The sequence below is a fragment of the Corallococcus exercitus genome, from assembly GCF_003611585.1.
In the GTDB taxonomy this organism is placed as follows: Bacteria; Myxococcota; Myxococcia; order Myxococcales; family Myxococcaceae; genus Corallococcus; species Corallococcus exercitus.
In genome coordinates, this window is sequence record NZ_RAVW01000229.1 from 1 (window position 1) to 15700 (window position 15700).

At 70.0% G+C, this 15700-nt stretch carries 13 protein-coding genes; 7 read left to right on the plus strand and 6 right to left on the minus strand.

Features of this window, described 5'->3' with window-relative positions; genetic code table 11:
* Positions 1 to 161 precede the first annotated feature (161 nt).
* The 3 genes from D7W79_RS25350 to trmB all read right to left on the minus strand — a co-directional run bounded on the left by D7W79_RS25350 (position 162) and on the right by trmB (position 2455).
* On the minus strand, positions 162 to 575 hold the full coding sequence (locus D7W79_RS25350) for a hypothetical protein (protein WP_120527969.1): 414 nt from the start codon (positions 573 to 575) through the stop codon (positions 162 to 164).
* A 50-nt stretch (positions 576 to 625) separates the two neighbouring features.
* A complete protein-coding gene (locus D7W79_RS25355) occupies positions 626 to 1669 on the minus strand; it encodes a diguanylate cyclase (RefSeq protein WP_120527970.1) in 1044 nt (347 codons plus the stop codon).
* A gap of 165 nt (positions 1670 to 1834) precedes the next feature.
* Positions 1835 to 2455 carry a tRNA (guanine(46)-N(7))-methyltransferase TrmB gene (gene trmB / locus D7W79_RS25360; RefSeq protein ID WP_120527971.1) on the minus strand — a complete coding sequence of 207 codons (621 nt, stop codon included), beginning with the start codon at positions 2453 to 2455 and terminating at the stop codon, positions 1835 to 1837.
* An 80-nt stretch (positions 2456 to 2535) separates the two neighbouring features.
* Here trmB and D7W79_RS25365 point away from each other — a divergent pair, with 80 nt between their 5' ends.
* The 7 genes from D7W79_RS25365 (at position 2536) to D7W79_RS25395 (ending at position 13119) form a co-directional block, all read left to right on the plus strand.
* Positions 2536 to 3462, plus strand: a complete 927-nt coding sequence (locus D7W79_RS25365; protein WP_120527972.1) for a bifunctional riboflavin kinase/FAD synthetase — start codon at positions 2536 to 2538, stop codon at positions 3460 to 3462.
* A gap of 231 nt (positions 3463 to 3693) precedes the next feature.
* Positions 3694 to 5394, plus strand: a complete 1701-nt coding sequence (gene pilB, locus D7W79_RS25370) for a type IV-A pilus assembly ATPase PilB (protein ID WP_120527973.1) — start codon at positions 3694 to 3696, stop codon at positions 5392 to 5394.
* Positions 5395 to 5439: 45 nt separating this feature from the next.
* Positions 5440 to 6552 (plus strand): type IV pilus twitching motility protein PilT, encoded by a 1113-nt coding sequence (locus tag D7W79_RS25375; RefSeq protein ID WP_120527974.1) that lies wholly within the window; start codon positions 5440 to 5442, stop codon positions 6550 to 6552.
* A gap of 54 nt (positions 6553 to 6606) precedes the next feature.
* Complete coding sequence (gene pilC, locus D7W79_RS25380; RefSeq protein ID WP_120527975.1) at positions 6607 to 7857, plus strand: type IV pilus assembly protein PilC; 1251 nt, start codon at positions 6607 to 6609, stop codon at positions 7855 to 7857.
* Positions 7858 to 7918: 61 nt separating this feature from the next.
* Positions 7919 to 9454 carry a two-component system sensor histidine kinase NtrB gene (locus D7W79_RS25385; protein ID WP_120527980.1) on the plus strand — a complete coding sequence of 512 codons (1536 nt, stop codon included), beginning with the start codon at positions 7919 to 7921 and terminating at the stop codon, positions 9452 to 9454.
* Positions 9451 to 10893: a sigma-54-dependent transcriptional regulator gene (locus tag D7W79_RS25390; RefSeq protein ID WP_120527976.1), complete on the plus strand. Its 1443-nt coding sequence runs from the start codon at positions 9451 to 9453 to the stop codon at positions 10891 to 10893. The genes D7W79_RS25385 and D7W79_RS25390 overlap by 4 nt, the downstream gene beginning before the upstream one ends.
* A gap of 447 nt (positions 10894 to 11340) precedes the next feature.
* Positions 11341 to 13119, plus strand: coding sequence for a tetratricopeptide repeat protein (locus tag D7W79_RS25395; protein WP_120527977.1), 1779 nt, complete (start codon positions 11341 to 11343; stop codon positions 13117 to 13119).
* A gap of 18 nt (positions 13120 to 13137) precedes the next feature.
* Here the strand turns inward: D7W79_RS25395 and D7W79_RS25400 are convergent, their stop codons facing one another.
* The 3 genes from D7W79_RS25400 to D7W79_RS25410 all read right to left on the minus strand — a co-directional run.
* On the minus strand, positions 13138 to 13905 hold the full coding sequence (locus tag D7W79_RS25400) for an ABC transporter permease (RefSeq protein ID WP_120527978.1): 768 nt from the start codon (positions 13903 to 13905) through the stop codon (positions 13138 to 13140).
* A complete protein-coding gene (locus tag D7W79_RS25405) occupies positions 13902 to 14882 on the minus strand; it encodes an ABC transporter ATP-binding protein (RefSeq protein WP_120527979.1) in 981 nt (326 codons plus the stop codon). The genes D7W79_RS25400 and D7W79_RS25405 overlap by 4 nt, the downstream gene beginning before the upstream one ends.
* Positions 14863 to 15700 (minus strand): tetratricopeptide repeat protein (locus D7W79_RS25410; protein ID WP_208729836.1); only part of this gene is annotated, 838 nt, incomplete at its 5' end. The genes D7W79_RS25405 and D7W79_RS25410, both read right to left, overlap by 20 nt.

Consider the following 15700-nt stretch of genomic DNA (forward strand, 5'->3'; position numbering starts at 1 on the left):
GCCTCGGCGAGGGGGTGGGGGCGGCCGAGGACGGAGCCACCGGGCTGCCGGGCGTCGAGCCCGGTCGCCGGATGACTTCGACTGCGGGGAGCACCCGCCGTGTCTTCCTGTCGTTCACGGTTGTACGTTACCTGATGCGCGGGGTCCGGGCATGCCCGGGCTCACGGCTGGGGGGATGCTGAAAAGTCCACCTTCCACCCGGACGGCTCCCTCACCATCCGGACCTCGCCCGACCTTCCCGCCGAGCGCACGACCAAGGTCGCCACGTCGCCCTCCTGCCGGAGCAGCGAGACCTCCTGAACATCCGGCGGCGCGGGAACATTCGCGAAGAACAGCGCGAGCGGCTCCGGCTTCACCATGCCGCCCGAAGCGTCGCTCACCTGCTGGGCCCGCGTCTTCAGGACCTGCTGGGTCGGTTGCGACAGCACGGTATAGGCCTTGGACAGCTCGCCGCGCTGCACGTGCCGGTGGAACGTCTGGTAGGCCCCCACGGGGGAGTCCGGCTGGAGCCGGCTGCAGCCGCCCAGGGCGAAGAGGGCGAACAGCAGCCAGGTCGTCGTCGCGAGCGGGCGCATGGAGCCTCCGGTTTAGGTCAAACCGCCGCCGTGGGGAAGCGCGAGGTGCGTTACGCCGCGTGCTGGTGGACGCGATTGCGCCCCGTCCCCTTGGCTGAATAGAGGCTCGCGTCCGCCGCGCGCAGCAGCGCCTCCGTCCCCGGCAGGTCGTCCGCCGGCACCGTCGCCACGCCCAGCGACGCCGTCAGCTTCACCTCCTGCGACATTCCGTCCGGTGCCTTCCACGTCAGCTCCAGCCGCTCGATGGCCTCGCGCACCCGCTCGCACGCCCGGAGCGCGTCCTGGGGAGCCGCCTCCGGCAGCAGGGCGATGAACTCCTCGCCGCCGTAGCGGGCCAGCAGGTCCACCTCCCGCAGCGTCGCGCGGGCCGTCTGCGCCACCGCGCGCAGCACCTCGTCCCCGAAGGGGTGGCCGAACGTGTCGTTGATGCGCTTGAAGTGGTCGATGTCCAGCATCACCAGCGACAGGGGCGAGCGGTACCGGCGCGAGCGCATGAACTCCTCGCTCAGCCGCTCCTCGAAGTAGCGCCGGTTGAACAGCCCCGTGAGCGCGTCCGTGCGGCTCAGGGCGAGCAGCTCCTGGCGGCGGCGGTCCAGCTCCCGGTTGGCCCACTCCAACTCGCGGTTCTTCTCCAGGAGCGCGTCCTGCAGCGCCTTGAGCCGCAGCATGGACTTCACGCGCGCGCCCAGCTCCAGCATGTCGAAGGGCTTCACCAGGTAGTCGTCCGCGCCCAGCTCCAGCCCCTCCACCTTGCCCGCCGCCTGCCGGGCCGTCATCAGGATGACCGGGATGAAGCCGAAGCCGCCCTCGCCCGCGTTCGCCTTGACGATGCGGCACACCTCCACGCCGCCCAGGCCCGGCATCTCCACGTCCATTACGATGAGGTCGGGGCGTCCGGCTCGGATGGCGGACAGCGCCTGCGCTCCATCCAGCGCTTCCTTGAAGACGTAGCCGTGCGGGGCCAGGCCCTCGCGCACGTGCTTCACCTGCGCGGGATCATCGTCCACGATGAGCACGGTGCGCCCGGAGAAGTCGTTCGCGGGGCCGCTCCGGCGCGCGCCCTCCGCCATCCGCTTCCTTTCGGCTTCCGGCATGAAGCGCCCACCCCCCAACAGGCTGCGGTCGTGGCCAACGTCGCGAGTGTCCCCCGGGGCGGGAACCCCGTGGGTGGATTCTCCCCTGGGTGGCGGGCGCTGCCAAGGGCCTCCGCGGACCCCGGGAGGGTCCGGTGACCCCTTTGCGTCCAGGGCCTGACAGGCCTACGGCGCGGGTTTCACCAGACGTGCGCGGTAGACGGGTTCTCCGGACGCCAGGTAGCGCCGCTCGCGGGTGGAGGGCACCTCCTCCGGGTCGTACGGGTGGAACACGCCCGCGCCCAGCGGGTTGTGGAAGCCCGCCTCCTCCAGGATGCCCAGCATGGCCACCGCGCGGTCCTGCACGTCGGTGCGCATGTCGAAGCGGCCGCCGGGCTTGAGCAGCCCCAGCATCAGCTTCGCGAAGTCCGGCTGCACGACCGCCCGCTTGGCGTGCGAGCGCTTCCACCACGGGTCGGGGAACTGCAGGTGGATGACGTCCAGCGACCCGGGGGCGAAGATGCGCGGCACCACGAAGCGCGCGTCGGATTCGATGACGCGCAGGTTCTTCAGGCCCAGCTTCTCCCCGCGCATCTGCGTGTCGCGCGCGTACTTCTTGCGCCACTCGAAGGCCACGAAGCGCACGCCGGGATTCCGGCGGCAGTACTCCAGCGCGTGACCGCCCGCGCCGGAGCCGATCTCCAGCTCCAGGGGCCCCGTGAACCCGAACTCCGCGTCCCAGTCCGGGGGCGCTTCCAGGGGGACGAACTTGAGGCCGACCGGATCAGGGAGCAGGGCAGGGCGCATGGCGGGAGCGGGGGCCTCTAACCATGGAGCCGCGTGGGTTGGCCAGGGCAAAAGCGCGCGGGGTGGTATAGGGAAGGGCCATGAAGGTCTTCCAGTCCGTGTCCGAGGCGGGCCGCCAGCTTCAGGGGCAGGCCCTCGCGCTGGGCAACTTCGACGGCGTGCACGTGGGCCACCAGGCCCTCTTCGCCGAAGCGCTGCGCCACGCCCCCGCGAACGCGCTCACCTTCCAGCCCCACCCGGGCAAGGTGCTCCAGCCGGACCTGGCGCCCAAGCTGATCACGCTCCTGCCGCGCAAGCTGGAACTGCTCGCCGCGTGCGGCTTGGCCCACGTGGTGGTGCAGCCCTTCACCCGCGACTACGCGCGCAACACGCCCCAGGACTTCGAGGCCGCCCTCTTCGACAGCCTGGGCGTGGGCCACGTCGTCGTGGGCAGCGACTTCACCTACGGCGCCCACCGCGCCGGCACCGTCACCACGCTGCGCGAGGCCGCGGGCCGGCGGGGCGCCCAGGTACACGTCGTGCAGCCGGTGCACGTGGACGGCGTCGTCGCGTCCTCGTCGCGGATCCGCGAGTACATCCTGGAGGGCAGGGTGGGAGCGGCCAGGCGCCTGCTCGGCCGCCCGTTCGACCTGGACGGCACGGTGGTGTCCGGCGCGGGCCGGGGGCGCACCATCGGCTTTCCCACCGCCAACGTGGACACGCAGAACGAGCTGCGGCCCGCGCCCGGCGTGTACGCCATCCGCGTGCGCCTGCTGGCGGAGGAGGGCGGCCCGTGGCGCCCCGGCGCGGCCAACATCGGCGTGAAGCCCACCTTTGGTGGCACGGAGGTCACCATCGAGGCGCACCTGCTGGACTTCACCGGCGACCTCTACGGCAAGGAGCTGCGGGTGCAGTTCCTGGAGCGGCTGCGGCCCGAACAGCGCTTCGGCTCCGCCGCGGAGCTGGTGGGTCAAATCAAACGCGACGTGGAGGCCGCCCGCACCGTGGTGGCCCGCGGCGACGGGTAGGGGCCCCGGGGCTCCTGCGTCACCCTGGCGTGGCCCGCCTCGAAGGGGGCGCCGGACAGCAAGGGAGCACGCCAGGGCGCCTTGACAGGCCGCGCATCGGTTTCCTCTAATCCAGGAGGATCCGTGCCAGGGCTTCAAGCCCCTGTCGCACGGCCTCCTTCCCCCCGAGGGTCCCGCTGACAGCCGGGGCTCTGGCTGTTCCCTCCTTACGCTCAAAGAGGCATCCCAGAAATGTCCGGTCGACTCGGTGAATTGCTGGTGCGCGAGAACCTCATCTCCGTCCAGCAACTCCGCAAGGCGCAGGAGGAGCAGCAGAAGAGTGGCGCGCGCATCGGCACGGCGCTCATCAAGACGGGCGCCATCGAGGAGTCGAAGCTCACCGACTTCCTGTCGAAGCAGTACGGCGTGCCGGCCATCAACCTGAAGGACTTCGACATTGATCCGGACATCATCAAGCTCGTGCCCAAGGAAGTGGCCGAGAAGCACCTGGTGATCCCGGTCAACCGCGCGGGCCCGTCCCTCATCGTGGCCATGTGCGACCCGTCCAACATCTTCGCGGTGGACGACCTGAAGTTCCTCACCGGCTACAACATCGAAGCCGTCGTCGCGTCGGAAATCTCCATCCGCGAGTCCATCGAGCGCTACTACGCGGAGAAGGGCCCCTCGCTGGAGGACATCGTCGGCGACGTGGGCGACGACATCGAGGTCGCCAAGGAGGAGCAGGAGAACGTGGATGAGATGGCCAAGGCCGCGGACGACGCGCCCGTGGTCAAGCTGGTGAACCTCATCCTCATGGACGCCATCAAGAAGCGCGCGTCCGACATCCACATCGAGCCGTACGAGAAGGACTTCCGGGTCCGCTTCCGCATCGACGGCGTGATGTACGAGGTGATGCGCCCGCCCATGAAGCTGCGCAACGCCATCACCAGCCGTCTGAAGATCATGGCGTCGCTGGACATCTCCGAACGGCGCCTGCCGCAGGACGGCCGCATCAAGATCAAGATCGGCGGCGGCAAGGAGATGGACTTCCGCGTGAGCGTGTGCCCCACGCTCTTCGGCGAGAAGGTCGTGATGCGCTTGCTCGACAAGAGCAACCTGCAGCTGGACATGACCAAGCTCGGCTTCGACGCCACGCCCCTGGCCTGGTTCAAGGAAGCCATCGACCGGCCCTACGGCATGGTGCTGGTGACGGGCCCCACGGGCTCCGGCAAGACGACGACGCTGTACTCGGCGCTCTCCAGCCTCAACGACGTGGGCACCAACATCTGCACCGCGGAGGACCCCGTCGAATTCAACTTCGCCGGCATCAACCAGGTGCAGATGCATGAAGACATCGGCCTGAACTTCGCGGCCGGCCTGCGCTCCTTCCTCCGCCAGGACCCCGACATCATCATGATCGGTGAGATCCGCGACTTCGAGACGGCGGAGATCGGCGTGAAGGCGGCGCTCACGGGCCACCTGGTGCTCTCCACGCTGCACACCAACGACGCCCCGGGCACGGTCAGCCGTCTGCTCAACATGGGCATCGAGCCGTTCCTCGTGACGGCGTCGCTCAACCTCATCCTCGCCCAGCGTCTGGCGCGCCGGCTGTGCCCCGCGTGCAAGCGCCCCGCGGAGAAGGTGGACGAGCAGGCCCTCATCGACGCGGGCATCCCGCCGGACAAGATGGGCACCTTCACCATGTACGAGAAGGTCGGCTGCCGCGATTGCAACGACCGCGGCTACCGCGGCCGCGTGGCCATCTACGAGGTCATGCCCTTCTGGGACGGCCTCAAGGAACTGGTCATCAACGGCGCCTCCGCCGCGGAGCTCAAGCAGGAGGCCATCCGCCTGGGCATGAGCAGCCTGCGCATGAGCGCGCTCAAGAAGCTCATGGACGGAATGACCACGCTCGAAGAGGTCGTGGGCAACACCGCGCCGGACCGCTTCTAGTCACCCCCTTCCTCCACCACTTTTCCCCCGACAGGACACGCATCCGTGGCCAACCTGCACCAGCTCCTCAAGGCGATGGTCGAGAAGGGCTCTTCCGACCTCCACATCACCACCGGCTCGCCGCCGCAGCTGCGCGTGGACGGTGAACTCGTCCCGCTCAAGACGGCGCCGCTCACGCCCGTGGAGACCAAGCAGCTCTGCTACTCCATCCTTACGGACGCGCAGAAGCACAAGTTCGAGGAGGAGAACGAGCTGGACCTGTCGTTCGGCGTGAAGGGCCTGTCGCGCTTCCGCGCGAACATCTTCATGCAGCGCGGCGCTGTCGCCGGCGCGTTCCGTACCATTCCGTTCAAGATCCTGACGTTCCAGGAGCTGGGCCTGCCGCCGGTGGTGGCGGAGCTGGTGAAGAAGCCCCGCGGCCTCATCCTGGTGACGGGCCCCACGGGCTCCGGCAAGTCCACCACGCTGGCCTCGATGATCGACAAGATCAACACCGAGCGTCATGAGCACATCATGACCATCGAGGACCCCATCGAGTACCTGCACCCGCACAAGAACTGCCTGGTCAACCAGCGCGAGGTCGGTGCGGACACGCGCAACTTCAAGACGGCCCTCAAGTACATCCTGCGCCAGGACCCGGACGTGGTGCTCGTCGGCGAGCTCCGAGACCTGGAGACCATCGAAGCGGCGCTCACCATCGCGGAGACGGGCCACATCTGCTACGCGACGCTGCACACCAACAGCGCGGTGCAGACCATCAACCGCGTGCTGGACGTCTTCCCGCCGTACCAGCAGCCCCAGGTGCGCGCCCAGCTGTCCTTCGTGCTGGAGGGCGTGATGAGCCAGGCGCTCGTCGCCAAGCAGGGCGCTCCGGGCCGCGTGCTGGCCCTGGAGGTCATGGTGCCCAACCCCGCCATCCGGAACCTCATCCGCGAGGACAAGGTCCACCAGATCTACTCCTCCATGCAGGTGGGCCAGGCGAAGTACGGCATGCAGACGTTCAACCAGGCGCTGGCCGCCCTCCTGGCGCGCCGGCTCATCTCCCAGGACGAGGCCTTCGGCCGTTCCTCCGACCCGGAAGAGCTGCGAAACATCCTCGCCACGGGCGGCGCGCCGGGTGGAGCCCAGCGGCCGGCCGGGGGAGCGGGTGCCCGTTAGTTTTCCGACGTGAATTTCGCGGGTTAGACTCGCGCCCTCCCCGGAGGTCCAGGTATGGCAGCACCAGCGGTCCAGCAGAAGGCGACAGCGTCCAAGAAGAACACGGCCCAGTTCCTCTGGGAGGCGAAGACCAAGAGCGGGGAGAACAAGAAGGGCGAGATGGAGGCCTCGGACATCGAGGCCGTCAACGCGCGCCTCAAGTCCCTGGGCCTCAACCCGACGAAGGTGCGCAAGAAGGGCACCTTCGACATGGAGCTGTCCCTTCCCGGGAGCGTGTCGGGCAAGGACATCCTCATCTTCACCCGCCAGTTCGCGACGATGATCGACGCGGGCCTGCCGCTGGTGCAGTGTCTGGACATCCTCGCCAGCCAGATGGACAACCCCGCCTTCAAGAAGGTGGTGTTCGCCATCAAGGGCAAGGTGGAGCAGGGCAGCACCTTCGCGGACGCGCTCAAGGAGCACCCGAAGGTCTTCGACGAGCTCTACGTGCAGCTGTGCGCCGCGGGCGAGGTGGGCGGTATCCTCGACACCATCCTCAACCGGCTCGCCGCCTACCGTGAGAAGAACGAGAAGCTCAAGTCGAAGGTCAAGGGCGCCATGACCTACCCGTCGGTGGTCATCCTGGTGGCCATCGGCGTGACGGCGCTCCTGCTCCTCAAGGTGACGCCCGTCTTCGAGAAGATGTTCGCGGACTTCGGCTCGCAGCTGCCGGGCCCCACGCAGGTCGTCGTGGACCTGTCGAAGTTCGCCCAGGCGTACTTCCTCCACACCGTCGTCGGCATCGCCGCGCTCGTCTTCGCCTTCACCTGGACCTACCGCCAGCCCAAGGGCCGCAAGTTCTGGGACAAGACGTTCCTCAAGCTGCCCCTGTTTGGCGACGTGTTGCGCAAGGTGGCGGTGGCGCGCTTCACGCGCACGCTGGGCACGATGATCTCCTCCGGCGTGCCCATCCTGGACGCGCTGGACGTGACGGCGAAGACGGCCGGCAACCGCACGGTGGAAGAGGCCATCTACTACGTGCGCGGGAAGATCGCCGAGGGCAAGAACATCGCGGGTCCCCTGCTGGAGACCAAGGTGTTCCCCTCCATGGTGGTGCAGATGATTGGCGTCGGTGAGGCGACGGGCGCCATGGACACCATGCTCAACAAGATCGCCGACTTCTACGACGACGAAGTGGACACGGCCATCGGCGCGCTCACGTCGATGATCGAACCGCTGCTGATGGTGTTCCTCGGCGGCGTGGTGGGTGGCTTCCTCATCGCCATGTACCTGCCCATCTTCAGCCTTGCCGGCGCGATCAAGTAGCGCGCGCCTGGGCGGTTCCGCGTCAGGCGCGGCCCCGGGCCTGGGGCCCCGCCTGGTGTGGCTGGTGTTGTTCCGCACCGTCGCGGCGAGCCTGTCGCTCGTCGTGACCGTGGCACGGCTCCTGACGCAGCCCGCGCAGGAGCCCAGCCGGGCGGACACGCTGTCGTTCGCGGTCATCGCGGGCGCCTACATCCTCACGGTGGTGACGGGCCTGCGGCTGCGCCGGGGCACCGCGGGGCGGCTGGACGCCACGGTGACGGTGGTGGGCGACGTGCTCATCGCCACCGGGCTCGTCTACCTGAGCGGCGGTGCGGACTCGCCGCTGACGTTCCTCTACAGCCTGGCCGTGATTGGCGCGGCGGTGGTGCTGGACTGGCGCGGCGCGCTGGTGGCCGCGGCCGTGTCCACGTTCGCGTTCACGATGCTGCTGCTCATCACCCGGCTCACCACGCCGGTGGACGCGGTGGCGGTGCCCGCGGCGCGCGTGCTCTTCGTGCTGGGCAGCAACGCGCTGGCGCTGGTGCTCATCGCCGTGCTGTCCGGCTACCTGTCCCGCCAGCTGTCCGCCACGGGCGGCGCGCTGTCCCAGAGCGAGGCGGACCTGCGCAGGCTGGGGCGGCTGCAGCAGCTCATCCTGTCCTCCATGCCGTCGGGGCTGGTCACCTGCGACGCCGAGCGGCGCATCACCTTCCTCAACACTGCGGGCAGCGGCATCCTCCATGCGGACCCCGGCACGTGCGTGGGCCAGCCCGTGGACACGCTCCTGCCTGGCGTGGCGTCCCTGGCGCCGCGCTCCACGCGGGGGGAGCTGCGCGTGCGGACGCCCGGCGGCAACCGGGTGCTGGGGCTGTCGGTGTCGCCCCTGGAGGGTGAGGCGGGCGCGTTGCTCATCGTCTTCCAGGACCTCACGGAGCTGCGCCGCATGGAGGAGGACCTGAAGCGCACGGACCGGCTGGCCAGCCTGGGCGCGCTGTCCGCGCAGCTGGCGCATGAAATCAGGAACCCGCTCGCCGCCATGCGCGGCTCCGCGCAGCTGCTGGCCCAGGAGCAGTCCCGCGACGTGGTGGTGACGAAGCTCACCGGCATCCTCACGCGGGAAGCGGACCGGCTGGCGCGGCTGGTGGAGGACTTCCTGCGCTTCGCCCGCCCGCCGGAGCCCCAGCGCCGGCCGGTGGCGCTGGACGCCCTGCTGTCGGAGACGGTGGACATGCTGCGCGCGGACCCCCTGGCGCGTGAGGTCCAGATGGAGGTGCGGACCCCGGAGGCGCTGACGGCGCCGGTGGATCCGGATCAGCTGCGCCAGGTGCTCATCAACCTCCTGCGCAACGGCTTCCAGGCGGCGGGTCCCCAGGGGACCGTCCGGGTGGCGCTGGCGCGGGCGGAGAAGGAGGCGCAGATTCGCGTGTGGGACTCGGCCGGCAGCATCACGGAGGAGATGATGGGACACCTGTTCGAGCCGTTCTTCACCACCCGCAGCGGCGGCACCGGCCTGGGGTTGTCCACCGCGCACTCCATCATCCACGCGCACGGCGGCAGCATCCGCGTGACGTCCAGCCCGGCGGACGGCACCGAGTTCCTCGTGGGGCTGCCCCTGTGACGGCGCTCCCCCACGAAGGAGGCCCGCGCGGCCACGTGCTGGTGGTGGACGACGAGCTGTCCATGCGCGAGTACCTGGAGATCCTGCTCGTGCGCGAGGGCTACGCGGTGACGAGCGTGCCCGGCGTGGAGCCCGCCCGCGCGGTGCTGGAGAAGGACCAGGTGGACCTGGTCATCTCCGACATGAAGCTGGGCACGGCGGGCAGCGGCCTGGACGTGCTGCGCGCGGCGCGCTCGCGCAAGGAGCCGCCGGAGGTGGTGCTCATCACCGCCTTCGGCACGCCGTCCTCCGCGGTGGAGGCCATGCGCGAGGGCGCGTACGACTACATCTGCAAGCCCTTCGACAACGAGGAGCTGCGGCTGCTGGTGCACAAGGCGCTGGAGAAGCGCGCGCTGCGCCAGGAGAACAGCACGCTGAAGGCGCGGCTGCTCCCCGGGCTGGGCGGGCTGCTCGTGGGGACCAGTCCCCGCATGCGCGCGCTGTGGCAGCTGGTGGAGAAGGTGGCGCCGGGGCGCAGCACGGTGCTGGTGACGGGGGAGAGCGGCACCGGCAAGGAGCTGGTGGCCAGGGCCGTCCACCTGCGGGGCCACCGCGCCGCGCAGCCCTTCCTGCCCTTCAACTGCGCGGCCCTCAACGAAGGCGTGCTGGAGAGCGAACTCTTCGGCCACATGCGCGGCGCCTTCACCGGCGCCACGCACGAGCGCCCGGGCCTGCTCGTCTCCGCGGGCGAGGGCACGGTGATGCTGGACGAGGTGGGGGAGATGCCCCTCTCCACGCAGGTGAAGCTCTTGCGCGTGCTGCAGGAGCGCAAGGTGAAGCCGGTGGGCAGCGCGGCGGAGATTCCCTTCCAGGCGCGCGTCATCGCGGCCACCAACCGCCGGCTGGAGGCGGAGGTGAAGGCGGGCCGCTTCCGCGAGGACCTTTTCTACCGGCTCAACGTCATCACGTTGGAGCTGCCCCCCTTGCGCGAGCGCTCGGAGGACATCCCGCCCCTGGCGACGCACTTCCTGTCGCGGCTGGCGGAGGAGCTGGGGCGCCCGGGCCTGCGCTTCGCGCCGGAGACGCTGGCGTTGATGGAGCGCTACGCCTTTCCGGGCAATGTGCGCCAGCTGCAGAACATGGTGGAGCGCGCGGCCACGCTGTCGGACTCGGACGTGCTGGGCCCTGGGACGCTGCCGCCCTCCGTGCGGGGCGAGGCGGAGCCCCAGGCCCGCCCGGGAGACGCCGGCGAGCCGGTGCTGGGCCAGGGCTTCAACCTGGAGCGGCACCTGGACGACCACGAGCGCCGCCACCTGCTGGCCGCGCTCAAGCAGGCGCAAGGGGTGAAGACGCGCGCCGCGGAGCTCCTGGGCCTGTCCTTCCGCTCCTTCCGCTACCGGCTGGCGAAGCACGGCCTCACGGATGAACTGGACGAGCCCGGCGGGACGCGCGCCGGCTGACGCCGGGCAATCACTTCCCCAGCGCCGCGCGCAGCTGGGCTGGCGAAGAGGCTGACGGTTCCCAGCACGGCTTTGCCAGGCACATGGGGCTGTGCTACCCCAGCGGGTTGATGACCCAGGTGCAAGGCAGTGCGCGGCGCTCGTCCGCGGCGGAAGCGGGGCGGGTCGCGGCCTTCTTCGGCCTGGACCAGACGGACCCGGGACCGCGCGTCACCTGCCATCCGCCTCGCCCTTCCATCCGCCGTTCACGAGCAGCTCGTCTGGGGGTCTGTAGCTGGGGCCGGGCCACGCGTTGCTGCTCGGGCCAGGCGACGCCCACCTGGGGATTCGCGCTGAGGCCGGTGCTGTCCGGCTCATGCGGAAGGCTGTGGCGGCGCGTGCGGGCCATGGATGCGCGGGAGCGCCGGACCCGCCTGTCGAGTGTCGCCCACGTGGAGGGGCGCTGACATGGGACAGGCGTCATCCCCGGCGGGGGCCTCGGGGCCTTCTCCTTCGCGCCTCATCTCCCAGTACGTCCTGGTGGCGCTGGCCGCGCTGCTCGTGTTCGCCGGCACGCTGGCGAACGGCTTCGTCTACGACGATGTGCAACTCGTGCTGGAGAACCCGTGGCCCCGCTCCCTGGCGGGAGTGCGCGACTCCTTCAGCCAGCCGCTGTTCGGCTTCCTGGAGTCGTCCACCGCGCAGGACCCGCAGCACCACTACTACCGGCCGCTGATGCACGTGCTCCTCTTCGGGCTGCGGCAGGCCTTCGGGCTCCAGCCGTGGGCGCACCACCTGGCGCTCATGGTGATGCACGCGGCGGTGTCCGTGCTCGTGCTCTGGCTGCTGCGCGGGTGCCTGGTCGCGGACCGTGCTGAACCCACGCTGGGCGCGGGGGGCTGGGCCGCGTTCGGGGGCGCGCTGCTGTTCGCGCTCCACCCCGTCCACACGGAGGCCGTGGCCTGGGTGAGCGGCGCCATGGACGTGGGCATGGCACTGGCGGTGCTCCTCGCGGCGCGGCTGTGGCTGCCGGTGCCAGCCTCGCCCCAGCGGGCCCTGGGGGCGGGAGCGCTGTGGCTCGCGGGACTGCTCCTCAAGGAGACGGCCATCGTGCTGCCCGTGCTGCTGTGGGCCCTGGAGCGCGCCACCGCGCCCTCCGGAGCGAGGGGCAGCCTGGTGGCGCAAGCCCGTCGCTACGCGCTGCTGGGCCTGGGCCTGGCCGCTTACCTGGGACTGCGGTTCATGGCCCTGGGCGGCTCGCTGCCCACGAACAGCGCCTCCACTCGCGTGTCGCGCCTGACCGGCGTGCTCGCGTTCCCGGCGGACCTGGGGGGCAAGCTCGTCTGGCCCTCGCCCCTGGCGGTGCTGTCGCCGCGGGGCCCGGCCACGTCCCTCGCCGACGTCCGCGTGTGGCTGGGGGCGCTGTGCTTCGCGGGCATCCTCGCGGGGGCCGTGTGGGCCTGGTGCCGTGGCCACCGCGTCGTCCAGGCGGCCGGGCTCTGGCTGCTGGTGCCGCTGCTGCCCGCGCTTGCCCTGCAGGTGCGCGGCGTGGATGCGTACGCCGAGCGCTATCTCTACCTGTCCTCCGTGGGCTTCGTCCTGCTCGTGGCCGTGGCACTGCGCGCGGGGCTGTCGCGCTGGCCCGAGCAGGCCCGCATCCTGGCGCTCGCGTCCGGCGGGGTGCTGGCGGCCTTCACGCTGCTGACGCTGTCCTACGTGCCGGTGTGGCGCGACAACCTGACGCTCTGGACCTACGTCCAGGAGACGGTGGTGGATCATCCGCTCATCCACTCCAACCTGGGCGACCTGCACCTCAAGGCCGGGCGCCTGGACGCGGCCATCTCCCACCTGGAGGTCGCCGCACAAGCGCTTCCCGGCGCCTTCCGCGTCCACAACAACCTGGCGGTGGCCTACGCGAAGGTGGGCAGGCTCGGCGACGCGCGGAAGGAGCTGGAGCGCACGGTGCGCCTCATGCCGGACAACCCTGTCGCGTGGCACAACCTGGGGCTCGTGTCGCGAAGGGAAGGCGACCTGGAGACGGCCATCGCGCGCTTCCACGACGCACTCCGGCTCGCGCCGAAGCGCGTGGACTCCCTGTTGGAACTGGGACGCACGCTGATGCGGGCCGGCCGCGCGTCGGAGGCCATCGCTCCGCTGGAGGAGGCCCTCCGGCTGGAGCCAGGCCTGACCGGCGCGCGCAAGTCCCTGGCGGAGGCCCGGGCCGCCGCGTCCGGTCCGCCGCGGTGAGAAGGCCTCCCGGAACGCCTAGCGGAAGTCGCGCCGCTCGAAGATGGCGATGGCCAGGGTGATCAGCACCAGCGCCCACGCCAGGCTGTAGCCCACGCCGGACAGGAACGTGGACGCGTCCACCGGCAGCGCGTACGTGGCCTGGGGCCGGAAGTTCACCCGCTCCAGGTTGGGCAGCAGGTAGTAGAGGGTCTTGCCAATCGCCTGGACCGCGCCGCTCTCCGACCGGCTGGCGAGCGTGTACAGGTCGCCCGTCAGGTGCCCGGTGAAATACATGCCCGTGGTCGCGATGGCGGACACCGCCGGCCCGGCGAAGCTCGAGAACAGGATGCCCACGCTGCTGAGGATGAGCAGCTCGAACCACAGGCCCGCGCTCGCCAGCAGCTGTGTCGCGGTGATGTCCGCGCCGAAGAGCAGCAGCTCGCCCAGGAAGATGAGCGTCATCAGCACCAGCAGCACGCCCAGCGTCAGCATGTTGCCCGCCAGCCGGGCCAGCAGGAACTGCCGGCGTGACACGGGCTTGCTCACCACCAGGAAGATGGTGCGCCGCTCAATCTCCCGGCTGAGCAGGCTGCTGGACAGGAAGATGGTGAGGAAGACGAGGATGAGGCTCATCATCCCCAGGCCGAAGTCCGTCAGCACGCGGTCGAACGTCGCGACCGTCACCTCCGTCACCAGCGTGGAGGACAGCAGCACCACCGCGGCGAACACGCCCACCACCACCGTCACCCGGTTGCGGCGCGCTTCGCGAAAGCCATTCCACATCATCGCGCTGAAGGCGCTCACGTGTTGATCTCCCCGCCCACGCTCGACGCGCGGCCTGATTCCTTCAGCGCGTTCATGAACAGCTGCTCCAGGGAGAAGCGCGCCGGCTGCATCCGGTTCACCCGGCCGCCCGCGCCCAGCACGCCCCCCAGAAGCCGCTGGCTGTCCACGTCCGCCACCTGCAACATCACGCGCCCATCCAGGGCCTGCACCGACTCCAGCGGGATGCCCAGGCCGCGGACCTGCTCGGAGTTCATCCCCTCCACCACCACCTCCATGGACGAAGCCTGCGCGGACACCAGCTCCTGCACGCTGCCCTCGCGCACCCGCCGCCCGCCCACCAGCACCGCCAGCCGGTCGCAGAGCGACTCCACGTCCGGGATGATGTGGCTGCAGAACAGCACCGTGGTGCCCTTGGCCCGCTCCGCCAGGATGAGGTCGCGCATCTGCCGGCGCCCCAGGGGATCCAGGCCGCTCGTGGGCTCGTCCAGGATGAGCAGCTTCGGCCGGCCCACCAGCGCCTGCGCCAGGGCCACGCGCTGCACCATGCCCTTGGAGTAGCGGCGGATCTGCAGCTTCTCCGCGCCCGCCATCTCCACGGAGCCCAGGACCTCCGTGACGCGCGTGTCCAGCTCCTGGCCGGACAGGCCCGCCAGCTGCCCGGCCAGCGTCACGAACTCCCGGCCCGTGAGGTACTCGTACGGGGCCGGGTTCTCCGGCACGAAGCCCACCAGCCTGCGCGTTTCGGCGTCCTCCACCGGCTTCCCGAAGAGCCGCGCGGTGCCGCCGCTGGGGCGCACCAGGTTCATCAGGATCTTGATGGTCGTGGACTTGCCCGCGCCGTTGGGCCCGAGCAGCCCGTAGATCTGCCCGGCATCCACCTGCAGGTCCATGGACTGCAGGGCCCGGACCGTGCGGTTGAACCAGAAGCCGACTTTGTAGGTCTTGTGCAGCCCCTGCGCCTGGATGGGCGGGGCTTCAGGGCTGGGATTCGTCATGGCTCGTGACTCGGGGCTTGGGTACGACGCGTACGCCGTTCTCGTCGTGCTGGTCCTGGATGAGTTCCATGCGGAAGCGCACGGCGTCGGAGTAGGCGCGGCCATCCTCGCCCAGATAGAGCTTGCCTCCCAGCGGATCCTCCGGGAGCGCGGGCAGGTCGCCCGCGGAGACCAGGGCCGTCAGGTCGTCGGGCAGGTGTCCTTCACGGGCCTTGTAGCGCTGGATGGCCGCGTCGAGCGTGCGCAGCAACCGCTCCTGATGGATCTCCTCGACCCGGCGCGCGTAGAAGTCTCGCGTCTCCTCGTCCTGAGCGCCGTCGCGCAGGGCCATGCTCAGGGAGAGGCTGCTGTCGAAGTCGCCGGACTGCGCATAGAGGCGGGTGGCGAGCGCCGAGTACCACGCAGGGGCATCCGGACGTTTGGAAAGGCCCTGGATGATGTCCGCCGCCTCCTTGTACTTCTGGTCGAAGAACATCAGGTTGTAGGCGAGCTGGAAGGCGAGCTGCTCGTTGTCGGGCAGGTGCGTGAGCCCCTTGCGCAACAGCCGGGTCGACTCCTCCGTGTTGGCGTACTTTTCACGGCCCAGGTGCACGGGGATGGTGATGCCCCCGTAGAGGTAGGCCTGCCGGAACTTCGGGTCCAGGTCCGTGATCAGGTCCGCGTAGTCGTACACGTCCCGGTACTGATCCGGCCGGTACGCCGCCCCGATGCGGTTCATCATCATGATCCAGAAGTAGTCGGTGACCAGTCCCTGCTGGGACTTGAAGACCGTCTGGAGCAGGCCAGGGCGGGGCAGCAGGGGGCCTGCTCCCTGTTTC